Annotated in this window: 13 protein-coding genes; 2 read left to right on the top strand and 11 right to left on the bottom strand. The window is 39.3% G+C overall.

Features of this window, described 5'->3' with window-relative positions:
- Positions 1 to 18: 18 nt before the first annotated feature.
- From IGJ49_RS09975 to IGJ49_RS09990, 4 genes are all read right to left on the bottom strand, one after another.
- Positions 19 to 990, bottom strand: coding sequence for a PhoH family protein (locus IGJ49_RS09975; protein ID WP_010734958.1), 972 nt, complete (start codon positions 988 to 990; stop codon positions 19 to 21).
- A 333-nt stretch (positions 991 to 1,323) separates the two neighbouring features.
- The gene (locus tag IGJ49_RS09980; protein WP_010734957.1) at positions 1,324 to 1,770 is read right to left on the bottom strand and encodes a GatB/YqeY domain-containing protein; all 447 of its coding nucleotides are present in this window, start codon (positions 1,768 to 1,770) and stop codon (positions 1,324 to 1,326) included.
- A gap of 26 nt (positions 1,771 to 1,796) precedes the next feature.
- Complete coding sequence (gene rpsU / locus IGJ49_RS09985) at positions 1,797 to 1,973, bottom strand: 30S ribosomal protein S21 (RefSeq protein ID WP_002356740.1); 177 nt, start codon at positions 1,971 to 1,973, stop codon at positions 1,797 to 1,799.
- A gap of 164 nt (positions 1,974 to 2,137) precedes the next feature.
- Complete coding sequence (locus IGJ49_RS09990; RefSeq protein ID WP_010734956.1) at positions 2,138 to 2,566, bottom strand: Fur family transcriptional regulator; 429 nt, start codon at positions 2,564 to 2,566, stop codon at positions 2,138 to 2,140.
- A 91-nt stretch (positions 2,567 to 2,657) separates the two neighbouring features.
- Between IGJ49_RS09990 and IGJ49_RS09995 the strand changes: the two genes are divergently transcribed.
- A complete protein-coding gene (locus IGJ49_RS09995) occupies positions 2,658 to 3,515 on the top strand; it encodes a pyruvate, water dikinase regulatory protein (protein ID WP_010734955.1) in 858 nt (285 codons plus the stop codon).
- Positions 3,516 to 3,743: 228 nt separating this feature from the next.
- Here IGJ49_RS09995 and IGJ49_RS10000 read toward each other — a convergent pair whose 3' ends face one another.
- From IGJ49_RS10000 to IGJ49_RS10020, 5 genes are all read right to left on the bottom strand, one after another.
- Positions 3,744 to 4,043: an ArsR/SmtB family transcription factor gene (locus tag IGJ49_RS10000; RefSeq protein WP_010734954.1), complete on the bottom strand. Its 300-nt coding sequence runs from the start codon at positions 4,041 to 4,043 to the stop codon at positions 3,744 to 3,746.
- A gap of 65 nt (positions 4,044 to 4,108) precedes the next feature.
- Entirely contained in the window at positions 4,109 to 5,836 is a 1,728-nt protein-coding gene (locus IGJ49_RS10005) for a phospho-sugar mutase (RefSeq protein WP_010734953.1), read from the bottom strand.
- Positions 5,837 to 6,097: 261 nt separating this feature from the next.
- A complete protein-coding gene (gene trxB / locus IGJ49_RS10010) occupies positions 6,098 to 7,033 on the bottom strand; it encodes a thioredoxin-disulfide reductase (protein WP_023520004.1) in 936 nt (311 codons plus the stop codon).
- 143 nt (positions 7,034 to 7,176) lie between these two features.
- Positions 7,177 to 8,610 (bottom strand): 6-phospho-beta-glucosidase, encoded by a 1,434-nt coding sequence (locus IGJ49_RS10015; protein WP_019724140.1) that lies wholly within the window; start codon positions 8,608 to 8,610, stop codon positions 7,177 to 7,179.
- 5 nt (positions 8,611 to 8,615) lie between these two features.
- Positions 8,616 to 10,016: a 6-phospho-beta-glucosidase gene (locus tag IGJ49_RS10020; RefSeq protein WP_019724139.1), complete on the bottom strand. Its 1,401-nt coding sequence runs from the start codon at positions 10,014 to 10,016 to the stop codon at positions 8,616 to 8,618.
- Between the two features lie 304 nt (positions 10,017 to 10,320).
- Here IGJ49_RS10020 and IGJ49_RS10025 point away from each other — a divergent pair, with 304 nt between their 5' ends.
- Positions 10,321 to 11,226, top strand: a complete 906-nt coding sequence (locus IGJ49_RS10025) for a MurR/RpiR family transcriptional regulator (RefSeq protein ID WP_023520007.1) — start codon at positions 10,321 to 10,323, stop codon at positions 11,224 to 11,226.
- A gap of 246 nt (positions 11,227 to 11,472) precedes the next feature.
- On the opposite strand, the gene IGJ49_RS10030 is transcribed toward IGJ49_RS10025, so the two are convergent.
- Entirely contained in the window at positions 11,473 to 13,359 is a 1,887-nt protein-coding gene (locus IGJ49_RS10030; RefSeq protein WP_438723334.1) for a beta-glucoside-specific PTS transporter subunit IIABC, read from the bottom strand.
- Positions 13,360 to 13,461: 102 nt separating this feature from the next.
- Positions 13,462 to 14,307, bottom strand: coding sequence for a BglG family transcription antiterminator LicT (gene licT, locus IGJ49_RS10035; RefSeq protein WP_194179838.1), 846 nt, complete (start codon positions 14,305 to 14,307; stop codon positions 13,462 to 13,464).
- Between the last annotated feature and the right edge of the window lie 10 nt (positions 14,308 to 14,317).

Below are 14,317 nucleotides of genomic sequence, written 5' to 3' on the forward strand. Positions count from 1 at the left end.
GTAATCCTCCTAAAAAAGCTATTCTTGATGAAGATCCGCTTTTTCATAAGCTTTGATGATTTCTGCCACGACAGGGTGACGAACGACATCACTAGCTTCAAAATTCACAAAATCGATTTTTTTGATTTGTTTGAGTGTTCGTTCTGCATGGATCAATCCACTCATTGTCCCTTTTGGTAAATCGATTTGGCTCGTGTCCCCATTGACGATCATTTTTGACTGATAGCCAAGCCGAGTCAAAAACATTTTCATTTGGGCGACTGTTGTGTTTTGCGCCTCATCCAAAATCACAAAGGCATCATCTAACGTTCTACCACGCATATATGCAAGTGGTGCAATCTCGATGATTCCTCGCTCCATCAAACGATTGGTATGATCCAACCCAAAAATCTGGTACAGTGCATCATAAACTGGTCGTAAATATGGATCGACTTTTTCCTTCAGATCTCCAGGTAAGAATCCAAGATTTTCACCTGCTTCGACGGCTGGACGAGTCAAGATGATTTTTTGGACTTCGCCTTTTTTTAAGGCAGCAATCGCTAATACGACAGCCAAAAATGTTTTCCCAGTACCAGCTGGTCCTACGCCAAAGACCACATCATGTTTGGCGACAGAATCGACGTATTTTTTTTGTCCGCTGTTTTTGACACGGATCGGTTTGCCATTGCGATCTTTGACGATCTCTTGTTCATACATCTCAACAAAATAGTCCAATGTCCCTTTTTGAGCCATTTTCAAGGCAGTGACCACATCAGGCATACTGATATGGATCCCTCGTTTGATCAATTCTTGTAACGTTCGGATGACGGAAGCAGCCAAAGAAATATCGGTTTCTTCCCCGATGATCTGGATCACTTCACCTCTTGTGTGGATCGTCGTTTCAGTTGTTTCTTCGATCAGTTTGATATGTTTATCATGTGACCCTAAAAGCATACTGATATCATCAGTTGCTGTTAATCTAATATCCAAAGAACTAGACGCTTCTGTCAAAAATAGACATCTCCTTTATTTCAAATCGTTCTTACCTATTCTACCATAATCATGAAAAACTATATAGCGAATAAAATGAGACGACTTGAGAAAAAAGTTTTAATTTGGATTACTGAGACAAAACGTTCTTCAACTAAAACAACCTAATCATTTAGTAACTAGCAGAGATACCTGACTTTGATCATCAGTTGTCCGATTTATTTTAATCTATGAATCTTTTGTCAAGTAACAACAAACGTTTTTAAACAAAAAAATATTGATCAAAAAACTATTCTTTTAATGAACACAAAAAAACTACGGACACTTTCGCGTCCGTAGTTTCGTTTGCTAAGATTAAGACTGCAATAGTTCTTTTACGATAGCATTTACTTGATTTCCATCAGCTTTTCCTTTGACTTTAGGCATGATAACTCCCATGACTTTACCAAATTCTTTTGCAGATGAAGCACCTGTTTGCGTGATCGCATCTTGAACAAGTTGTCGAATTTCTTCTTCAGAAAGTTGCTCTGGCATATACTTTTCGACTATCACAATTTCACTTTTCACTTTTTCAGCTAAATCGTCACGTCCAGCTTCCTCGAATTCATGCAAAGAATCACGGCGTTGTTTCATTTCGCGAGACAACACTGTTAGTTCTTCTTCTTCTGTCAAGTCGTGACCTTCTTTAATTTGCTCGTTTTGTATAGATGACTTGATCATACGAATCACCTGTAAAGATTCTTTATCTTTAGCTTTCATCGCTGTCTTCATGTCATCGTTCAATCTACTTAGTAGTGACACACTACCAACTCCAATTCATCAAAGAACTAGAATTTTTTGCGTTTTCTAGCTGCTTCAGATTTTTTCTTACGCTTTACACTTGGTTTTTCGTAGAATTCACGTTTACGAGATTCTTGTAAAGTACCCGCTTTTGACACGGAACGTTTGAAGCGACGAAGAGCATCGTCAAGTGATTCGTTTTTGCGAACGACTGTTTTTGACATATTAATTCCCTCCCTCCGAGCTTAAAAAGTAACCGTAATTGTTATTGAAATGTTAATCTCAAGAAACAAGACTGTTCTATAAACATTATAGCTAAAGCAGTTTTGACCGTCAAGAGAATCTTATGTTTTTTTTTAATAATCACCTGTTATTTTATTGAAAATTATTATTGACAGCTCTCACAGCGACCAAATATCTCAAAGCGATGCCCTTCAATGGTACACCCACTGAGTTGTTCTTCAAAATAATTCATTGGACACATATGGATTTCTTTTGTCGTCCCACAAACGGTACATATGAAGTGGTGATGATGCCCAATCTCGCCTTGACAACAATGAAAACGGAATTTCATTTCTCCATTTAGATCCGTTTCTTCCAAAAGATCTAACTCTGAAAAGTCATGTAAATTACGATAGATCGTATCATAGCTGACTCCTTTAAATTCCTGACTCATATAGTCAAAGACTTCTTTTGCAGAGACGTAACGATTTCGTTTGATTAAATATGCGAGTAATGCTTCTCGCTTTTTCGTGTATTTGAACCCGTTATTTTTCAATGTTTCTAAAGATTGTTCGATCAATGTTTGTTTATTCATCATTATCCCCCAAATCAAAATGATTACGAAGTATGTACACTCGAGTATGGTATAATAAACCTAAAAAAAAAGCAAGCGAGGTTTTTTATTTATGACTGCCGAATCAAATGAAGTCGTCACCTTTTTTGTCATTTCAGACTCTGCAGGTGAAACAGCAACAAAATTAGCCCAAGCCACAATGGCGCAATATCCATCCATCGAATTTAGTTTATTTCGACGAACTTTTGTGACTGATCCAGAGACGTTGCAACGCGCACTAAATGATGCATTGTCAGAACAAGCATTAGTTCTCCATACATTGATCAACCAAGAATTGGTGGATTTAACAAATGAATTTTGTCAAAAAAACAAATTATACAGCTTTGATGTATTGACCCCGCCAATTGCAGAAATCGAGCGCTTGACTGGCATCAAACCGACACGTCAACCAGGGGCACTTCACTTATTGAATGAAAATTATTTCAAACGAATCAAAGCGATGGAGTTTGCGGTGAAATATGACGACGGAAAAGATCCTCGAGGTTTTTTGGAAGCCGATGTCGTCTTACTTGGTGTTTCCAGAACTTCTAAAACACCATTAAGTTTGTTTTTAGCCAATAAAAATTTAAAAGTAGCGAATCTCCCACTGATACCTCAAGCACATATCCCTAAACAGTTGTGGGAAATCGATCCGAAGAAGATTGTTGGATTAACAAATAACCCTGATATTTTAAATAACATTCGTAAAGAACGCATGCGTTCATATGGCCTGAATCCAGATACTGCGTACTCCGATATCGAAAAAATTCGTGCAGAATTGGAATTTGCCAATGAACTTTATGAAAAATTAGGGTGTGTCGTCATCAATGTTGCTTCTCTTTCCATTGAAGAAACAGCATCATTGATATTGAATGAGTTAGAGCTGGAAGACCATAGCTATTACGGCACAGAAACTTCGGAAGAGAAATAGCTTTTTATTATCTTTTTAAATGATAAAAATAGGAGTTGATCGAGGTCGGGACAGAAGTGTTCAACCTCAAGAAATAAGGCGCCATCCACGAAAATTGTTCTTCAAATTTTTGTGGATGGCGCCTTATTTCCGAAGTGGTTACTTCTGTTCCCGCCGTTTATTCGGTTTTAGGTGGTACAAGAGGACCAATGTCCCAGACACTTTCAAATCCTTTTTTAATGACTTTAGTTAGCTTTTTTGATGCTCTACATGTTTGATCGTTTGTTCTAAAATATCTAATACATGAAAGTCATCTAAACTGTAAAGGATCGTTTTTCCTTCACGTCGTGATTTCACCACGTGGTTTTCACGTAACAACCGTAATTGATGAGACACAGCCGATTGTTCCATTTGAACAGATTGACTGATCGACGTCACATTTTTTTCACCATCTTTTAAATAAAGTAAAATATTCAAACGTGTCGGATCACTTAATACCTTGAATAATTGACTCACTTTTTCTACTTTAATGTTTTGATTCCCCGACAAACGATTCACCTCCAAAAAAAGACTGACTACTAAAGTGTACCACTTTTTTCGTCAGTCTCAACTGTTTATTCTTCTGTCATTGATTTGATGCTAGCTTCAAGTGCAGCAATTTTTTCTTGTGCTGCTTGGTTTGAATCACCTTTGACACCAATATAAAATTTGATTTTTGGTTCCGTTCCAGAAGGACGGATCGCGATCCAACCGTCTTCTTCTAGTGTATATTTCAATACATCTGAAGGTGGAGTCGTTAGTTTTTCTACATTTCCTTGGTCATCTGTTTTTGTCAGTGCCTTGAAATCTTCTGTTTGTAAAACTTTTTCTCCGGCAAATTCAGTTGGTGCATCTTTTCTGAATTTCTCCATCAGTGCTGCAATTTTCGCTGAACCTTCTTGCCCACTCATTGTGACTGAAATTGTTTTTTCTGCATAATAGCCATACGTTTCAAAAATCGATTGTAACCCATCATAAAGGGTCTTACCTTGTTTTTTATAAAATGCAGCAACTTCTGCTAATAATAATAGTGCTTGAATCGCGTCTTTATCGCGAACGAATGGTTTGACTAAATAACCGTAGCTTTCTTCAAAACCAAACATGAATGTATGCGCCTTGGTTTCTTCAAATTGTTGGATTTTTTCAGCAATAAATTTGAAGCCAGTCAAAACGTTCATCATTTCTACACCATAATGTCTAGCGATTGCTGTCGGTAGTTCACTTGAAACGATTGATTTCAAGACCGCCGCATTTTCTGGCAGTGTTCCTTTTTCTTTGTGAGCTTCTAGGATATATTGGACAAGCAAAGCGCCGATTTGATTTCCAGTCAATACTTTGTATGAACCGTCTGGCAAGCGTACAGCTGCACCTAGACGATCGGCATCTGGATCAGTAGCAATCAATAGATCTGCGCCTTCTTTTTCGCCTAAACGGATTGCGTATTCAAAAGCAGAGTGTTCTTCTGGATTTGGTGATTTGACTGTGGTGAAGTCTGGGTCAGCGACTGCTTGCTCAGGAACCAAGACAAATTGTTCAAATCCCGCTTGAGTCAACGCACGCTCACCTAACATTTTGCCTGTTCCGTGTAACGGCGTGAAGACTAGCTTCAATTCTTTCCCTAATGTTTCTACTAATTCATGATTGATCGTCACTGCTTTGATTTCTTCCAAGTACGCTTGGTCGATTTCTTCGCCGATGATCGTGATCAAATCACTATTTTTTGCTTGTTCTTCTGCTAAAACTTCTACTTTTAATGGATTGCTGATGTTTCGTACATATTTTGTCAATGCGTCTGCATCAGCAGGCGGCATTTGTCCACCATCTTCGCCATAGACTTTATAGCCATTATATGCCGCTGGATTATGAGAAGCTGTAACCATGATCCCAGCGAATGCGTTAAGATGACGAACCGCAAATGAAAGCTCTGGGGTTGGTCGTAAGCTTTCAAATACAAAAGATGGAATACCATGTTGCGCTAAAGTTTTTGCCGCTTCCATCGCAAATTCTGGCGATTGATGACGTGAATCATAAGCAATCGCTACCCCACGTTTTTTTGTTTCTGCTCCTTGTTCATCCATAAATTGTGCAAGCCCTTCTGTTGCTTGACGTACAGTATAGATGTTCATTCGATTGATTCCAGGTCCTAAGATCCCGCGCATTCCTGCTGTACCAAATTCCAAAGGTGCGTAGAACGCATCTTCTAATTTTTCAGGATTTTCACTTAATTCTTTTAATTGTTTTTTTAAATTTTCTTCTAATGATTCTTCAGTTGCCCATTGCTCGTAAACTTGTTTCCAAGACATGAAGCTGACACCTCTTTCTAAAAATATATTCCTTTCTAAGTATAGCATTCTCTATTTAGATAGCAAAGCATAAGAAAAAGAGGTCGGGAAAGAAGTGTTCAGCCTCGAGAAATAAGGCGCCATCCACGAAAATTGTTCTTCAAATTTTTGTGGATGGCGCCTTATTTCCGAAGAGGTTACTTCTGTTCCCGCCGTTTATTCGGTTTTAGGTAGCACAAGAGGACTAATGTCCCAGACACCTTTCGTTTTTTAAATCATTAGTTATCCTTGAGCGTTTGGCGTTTCTTCTAATGCTTCCAAGTATTTATACACTTGTTGTCCAGCAATCCCGCCATCGCCTACTGCTGTGGTGATTTGGCGTAGATCTTTTTCTCGCACATCGCCAATAGCAAACACACCAGGCATATTCGTACGCATATCTTGATCTGTTGGAATCCAGCCAGCAGCATTCGTGAGTCCTGCTTTGCGGAAAGGTTCAGTTAATGGATCTAGTCCAACGTAGATGAACACACCGTCAGCTGCTAATTCGATTTCTTCCCCTGTTTTTGCGTTGTGCCCTTTGACACCAGTAACGACCATATCATTTCCGATGATCTCATCAGTGATCGTATCCCAAACAAATGAGATTTTTTCGTTCGCAAATGCGCGATCTTGGATGATTTTTTGCGCTCTTAGTTCATCACGACGATGAACGATAACGACTTCTGAAGCAAATTGTGTCAAATACACAGCTTCTTCTACTGCAGAATCGCCACCACCGATCACGACTAAGCGTTTATCACGGAAAAATGCACCGTCACAAACCGCGCAATAAGAAACGCCACGTCCAGCATATTCTTCTTCGCCTGGTACTCCTAGTTTACGATGGATACAACCAGTTGCAATGATGACTGTTTTCGCTTCGTAACTTTTGTCTTCACAGATGACTTCTTTATAGTTGCCATGATCTTTGATATCTTGGACGATACCGTAGACATTTTCAGTTCCAAATCGTGAAACACCTTCATACATTTTATACGCAAGGTCTGGCCCCATGATCGAATCAAATCCAGGATAATTTTCTACTTCTGCGGTGTTGTTCATTTGCCCACCAGGTGCCCCTTGTTCGATCATCGCTACTGATAAGTTTGATCTTGAAGCATACAAAGCAGCGGTCATGCCAGCAGGTCCTGCACCAATTACGATTACATCATACATATGTAGATTCCTCCGTTTTAAAATCAAGTAAGCCTACTTTACAGCCAATCACACAAAAAGTCTATTGTTCTGCCTACGAGTTTCGAATAGATATATTATACTCGAAATCGATAGACAAAAACAATAGACATTCTTATTCTATCCTATTTGTTCGCTAGATTTTCACCATTCGAAGCAATCACTTGTTTATACCAATCAAATGATTTTTTCTTTGTTCGTTTCAATGTACCATTGCCTTCATTGTCACGATCAACGTAGATAAAACCATAGCGTTTCTTCATTTCACCAGTTCCAGCAGAAACTAGATCGATACATCCCCAAGTCGTATAACCTAAAAGATCAACACCATCTAATTCGACTGCATCTTTCATCGCTTGGATGTGTGAAGCAAGATATGAAATGCGATAGTCATCTTCCACATAGCCATTCTCATCCGGAGTATCTACCGCGCCCAAACCATTTTCGACAATAAACAATGGTTTTTGATAACGATCATAAATATCATTCAAGGTTACCCGTAAACCTAATGGGTCAATTTGCCAGCCCCATTCACTTGCTTCTAAATAAGGGTTTTTCGTTGATTCAAAGATATTTCCTGCGGTTTGTTCTAATAGTTTTGGATCGGTTGTTGAAACACGAGAAGAATAATAAGAGAATGAAATAAAATCAACAGTATGTTGTTTCAATAACTCTAAGTCTCCTGGTTCCATTTTGATCTCGATGCCTTGGCGTTCCATTTCTTTTAGTGCATATGCTGGGTATTCTCCTCTTGACTGCACATCGATAAAGAAGTAGTTTTCACGGTCTGCTTGGCGTGAAGCCCAGACATCTTCTGGTTTACATGAATAAGGATAATAAGCCCCCGCAGCTAACATACAGCCGACTTTATTCTCAGGGTCGACTTCATGCGCGATTTTTGTGGCAATCGCACTCGCTAGTAACTCATGATGAGCTGCTTGATATTTGACTTGCTCTACATTGTCGCCTTCTTCAAAATACAAGCCAGCGCCCATGAACGGTGCATGTAAAATCATGTTGATTTCATTAAAGGTCAACCAATATTTTACTAATCCTTTGTAACGGTTAAAGATCACGTGACAAAGGTTTTCATAAAATCCGACTAATTCACGCGAACGCCATGCCCCATATTCCTTGACTAGATGCATCGGGCAGTCAAAATGGGTGATCGTTACTAAGGGTTCGATCCCATACTTTTGACATTCTTTAAAGACATCTTCATAGAATTTCAACCCTTCTTCGTTTGGCTCTTTCTCATCACCTAATGGAAAAATACGGCTCCAGGCAATCGATAGACGGTAGGTTTTAAAGCCCATTTCTGCAAATAAGGCAATATCTTCTTTATAGTGATGGTACATATCGATCGCTTCTTTTGCTGGATAAAAATGTTCGTCATCAAACTCAAACATTTTTTGTTGACCGGTAATCACTGGAAAACGATCTGGACCAATCGGCACGACATCTACATTGGCTAAGCCGCGCCCTCCTTCGTCGTATCCACCTTCACATTGATTGGCAGCTGTTGCGCCACCCCATAAAAAGTCTTTTCTAAATCCCATCGTTGTTATACTCCTTCCACTACACGTTTTTCTGACAATTCTCTTGCTAATTCATCTTGCACTTCGATGCCTTCTGCTGTTAAGCGATCGATGGCTTCTTTAAATTGTGGTAAATACTCTTGATGAGCAATAAATAATTCATCCATCATACGTTTTGCTGTTTTACCAGAACGAACTAATGGGTTGATCGTAAATGCTTGTAACGCCGTCCCGTAATCACCTGTGACAGCTGCTTCGATCGTCAACAACTCCATATTTTTCATCACTTGTAACCAGCCACGTTCTGCTGTAGGTAATGAACCAAAAGCAACACTTCTTGCTCCTTGCGCGCCTACATACGCTGTTACTTCAACGACACAGTCTGCTGGTAGATCAGGCACTGCCCCATTGTTTTTCGTTGAGACAACGATTTGAGTTTCTTTATTGCCATAGATCGAAGCAATCGTTTCACACGCAGCATCCGAATAATAGGCACCACCTCGTTGTTGTAATTGTTCTGGTTTATGATCGAGTTGCGGATCTTTGTATAGCTCAAACAATTCCGCTTCTGTTTGTTTGACTTGTTGTGCTCGCGTTCCGATCGTGTGGTATTCTTCCAACGCATGCTCCAACATTTCTTCTTCACGATAGTAATAGCGGTGATAGCCACAAGGAATCATTTTCATCTGATCGAGTTGTTCTCTAAAGAATGGCACATCGAATATGTTTTTTGGCAACCCGTTATCTTCCGCATAAAGTTGTTCAATCAAATCTTCTGTACGATCATTTCCTTTTGCATCCGCTACTTTGTGCCAATGGAAATGGTTCAGCCCAGCAAATTTATAAATCAACTCTTCTTTCTTTTCACTGATCATGACTGGCTCTGTCATCATTGCCATTACTGGTACATTGCACAATCCAATCACTTTGTCCCATTTCCCATAACGAACGACTGCTTCAGTCACCATACCGCTTGGATTAGCGAAATTGATCAACCAAGCGTTCGGACAGAGGCGTTTCATGTCTTCAACTACTGCTAAAATGACTGGGATCGTACGAAATGCTTTGAACATTCCCCCAGCTCCATTGGTTTCTTGGCCTAACATGCCGTAGTACGCTGGAATGCGTTCGTCTTTTACACGAGCATCCAATTGACCGACCCGAAATTGTGTAGTGACAAAGTCCGCATCTTTCAGTGCTTCTTCGCGATCTAAGGTGGCATAGATTTTCACGTCATATGGAGAAGCATCCCACATCCGTTGGGCCATTTCACTGACGATCGCTAGTTTTTCACGCCCAGCTTCGATATCGACTAACCAGATTTCACGAATCGGCAATTCATCGTAACGTTTGATGAATCCTTCCATTAGTTCCGGTGTGTAACTACTTCCGCCACCAATTGTCGCGATCTTGATTCCTTGATTCATACACTCACTCCTTCGTTTTTTTACAACTCCATTATCATTTTTGTAAATAAAAGTCACAATACTTTTTGATCAATTTGAATAACCATTTACAAAATGATAGATATTCTTGCATTTTTTTGTAAATTTATTGCGCATAACAAAAAGAAAAATAATGAGAAAATCCAAATAAAACCTAATTTTTCAATCAAAATAAACGAGTAAAGGAATTACTTCTCTTTTTTTTGTTTCATTGACACACTAAATAATACCGTTTACAATTATTTTACATATTTTTAACTAAAAACGTAAAAAAGAGGATCGAATTATGCTATTAAAGGAAAAGCTTAAACAAATCAACTTTTCACCTTCAGAAAGCGAAGTCATCCGTTTTCTCCAAGCCAATGAAACAACTCTGGCCGATCGAACGATTCAACAAATTGCTGAAACTTGCTATGTCCATCCTTCTACTTTGATTCGGATCGCCAAAAAAATGGGTTTTCACGGATGGGTGGATTTTAGAGATGCGTTCATTGCTGAAACAGAATATCTACAAGGAAACTTTCAAGAAGTGGACGCCAATCTCCCTTTTTCCGAAAATGAAGGCATCATGACGATCGCTAATCGGATTGCGGCACTTGAACGTATGACGATCCAAGATACGTTATCCTTGTTGATGCACGACGATCTCCAACAAGCAAAGCAACTTCTGCTGCGATCGAATAAAATCGTATTATTTTCGAGTGATACCAACACATTGATTGCTCAATCATTCAAATTGAAAATGAATCGGATCAAACAAGAAGTGACCATCGTGCCCACATCTGGCGAGTCCTATTACGATGCCTACAATTGTCAGCCTGAAAACTGTGCGATCTTGATCTCTTATACGGGAGAAAATCAGATGATGCTTCGGACTGCTGAAATTTTGAAAGAAAAAAATGTGCCGATTTTATCGTTGACGAGCATCGGTGAGTCCAGTTTGTCCACAGCGAGCGATGTGGTATTACGCCTGACAACACGTGAACGATTGTACTCAAAAATCAGTAGTTTCACGATCAATACGTCGATCTCCTATTTGTTGGATGTGTTATATAGTTGTGTCTTTGCTGAACATTATCGTGAGAACCTCGATTATTTGATCGAAGTCGGGCAAAAAGTCGATACACGGCAGATCAGTTCATCCATTATGAAAGAAGAACTATTTACCGATTCAATCGAAGATGGCGATTAGTCTACTTTTATAGCGGGAACGATCAGAAAGATTCGTTCAGAACAAAGTTGCTCCTTGAAATTTACTCTCTAATTAAATAGCTGAACTTCTAAGAAAATAAGCCGTAACATCCAAAATATGAGAGGAAACCCTCGGATGTTACGACTTTTTTTGGAATCAGGTACTTAGAAACATTCTCCTGTGGAAAAATGCTTTTTAACACTAAGCTAACTTTCTAAAACCTTGATCTAAAGGGCTTTGAACTCATCAAGTCAACGCTGTGATCAACTCATCCCCATTCGTCACGATCTTCGATTGATTCTCGACGATATCGAGGTAATCTGCTGAATTGGTAATGATGACAGGGGTTTCTACACTATAGCCTTCACTTTCGATCGCATTGATATCAAATCGCAATAAGACGTCTCCTTGTTTCACTTTATCCCCTTGTTTCACAAAAGACTCAAAATGTTTCCCTTCCAATTGTACAGTGTCTAACCCAACATGGATCAACAGTTCTAATCCACTTTCAGAAACTAAACCGATCGCATGTTTTGAAGGAAATAACGTCATCACTGTCCCATCGAATGGTGCAACGACTTCCCCTTTTTCTGGATAGATCAAGATTCCTCGTCCTAACGCGCCTTTAGCAAATGCTTGGTCTTTTGCTTCGCTTAAAGATGCAATACCACCTTGGATCGGTGTTTTGACGATTTCTTTGATTTTACTTTCTTTTTTCTCAGGCACTACTTCTTCGGTATCTTTCCAGAACAAGAAAGTCGAAGTAAAACCGATTGTTGCTGCAATTGCGATACCGATAAAGGCATTGTACATGCCACTTGCATCGCTACCACTAATGAAGTCGACCACTCCGAAGATGCCCAATCCACCCATTGTATAACTTGTCGTACCACTCATCATCAAATAGATACCAGAGATTGCCCCACCAATCATTGAATAAATGAACGGGGTCTTTTTAGGTAGAGTGATTCCATAGATGGCTGGTTCTGTCACACCAAAGATTCCTGAGATAAAGGCAGGCATACATAAGGCTTTCATTTTCTTGTCTTTAAACTTGAAGTACATTGCTAATACCACGGCGGTTTGTGCAAAACTTGCCCCAAAAACACCTACAAGCATTTGACTTGAGCCATTTTGTGCCAACTGCATGATTGCCAAAGGAATGATACTCCAATGTAGACCGAAGATAACTAATACTTGCCAGAAGAAGCCTAGAACCCCACCATATAATGCTGGTGAAAAATCCATCAATGCTTGGAAACCTGCACTCAACCACTCTGTTAACAAGCTAACGATTGGGCCAATCACCAAAAAGCCGATCGGTAGAGCAATCAATAAGACCATAAAAGGAACAACAAATGTTTGGACAACTGTTGGAACGATCTTCTTCGCAAATTTTTGGACTTGTCCGGCAAAAGCAATGATAAAGATGACAGGAATGACACTTGATGTATAAGAAGCTCCTACCCAGGGAATACCCAAGAAACTTTCATATGCAGGTAATCCTAAAAGGCTAAGCGGCGCTGCAGCACCTTGATTGGCTGCTTCAAAACTACTTTGTAATGCGGGACCTTGCACGGTCGGATAGAAAAGGGCTGCACCGATGACGATGCCGACCATTGGATTCAATTTGAATTTTTTAGCTGCTGTATACCCTAGAATAACTGGCATGAAATAAAAGATCGAATCACCGATCCCATTTAACATGATATAAGTTCCGGAAGTCTGCTCATAAAATCCTAAAAAGATAAATAATGCATTCAATCCTTTGACCATCCCGGCAGCTGCTAAAGCTCCTAAGAAGGGTTGGAAACAACCACTTAAAATATCGATCAAACGATTAAATATATTGCCTTTCGCAGGGGCTAATTCCGCATCTTCTGAAATCCCTGCTACACTTAATACATCTGCATATACGTCTGGTACATGATTACCAATGACTACTTGGTATTGCCCACCGCTTTTCATGACGGTCACGACACCATCCATATTCTTCAATGTCTCGTCATCTGCTTTACTTTCGTCTTTTAACCGAAAACGCAAGCGAGTCACACAGTGCGTCAAACTACTGATATTTTCTTTTCCGCCAACATATTTCACGATTTCTTTTGCTAAATCTTGGTATTTTCCCATGTTCTTTTCCTCCAATTGTTTGATTGAAGGTTTAGCCAACTCAATGTCACTATCCTTTGGTACTCATTCGTTGAATCCACGGCCCTCCTTTTAGTGATTTTTTTAATGATTATTATCTGCCAAACGAGCCAGATGGATCGTTAAGTAGACAATTTCATCGTCTGACATATGATAATTAAATGTTTCCTGTAAGAATAAAGCGATTTTGTCCACGCAGCCAGAAGCCGTTTGGTATTTTCGCTGGATCATCTGGACCAATTCCTCCTCGACCTCACCTTCTTGGGTAAGGGACGTGTTCATCACACGGCTAAGAAAAAAACGAAGATGCGTGACAAATCGGAAAAAATAAAGCGATTCTTCATCAAAGGGTGTTTGATAATAATAGCGAACGATATTCAAAATATCTTGAATGGTTTTCGTAAACTGGTACATATTGTTCATACTATCTTGTTCTGATTGTGCATTGACTAAATGAAGGGCAATGAATCCAGCTTCATTTTCGGATAAATCAAATCCATATTTATGATGGACTTTTTCAATCGTTTTTTTACCTATTTGGTATTCTCTCGGAAATAATTGCTTGATATCATATAATAAAACATTAGGTAATCCAACGCCGGTTTTATAACGTTTGATCGCATTGTATAAATGATCGGTCAATGAAATATAAATGGATTCATTCAATGTCACATCTAACTTTTCTTTCGTATACTCAATGATCTCGTAGGAGAGTTCGAGGTATTCCATCGGGATATCCTCCGCTAATTTTTGAAAATGTCTCGACAGTCGATCATCTGTCAAATGAAATTCTTTATCCACACCCGCTTCTAAAATAGCATCACCAATCTTTTTTTTGAATGCTAATCCTTTTCCCATAACGATCATTTCTCGATTTAATTTGTCCCTTGTGACAACGACATTATTATTTAGAATTTTTTCAATCCGCATAATATCCCCT

The organism is Enterococcus sp. AZ171 (assembly GCF_051714005.1).
Classification (GTDB): Bacteria; Bacillota; Bacilli; order Lactobacillales; family Enterococcaceae; genus Enterococcus_B; species Enterococcus_B pernyi.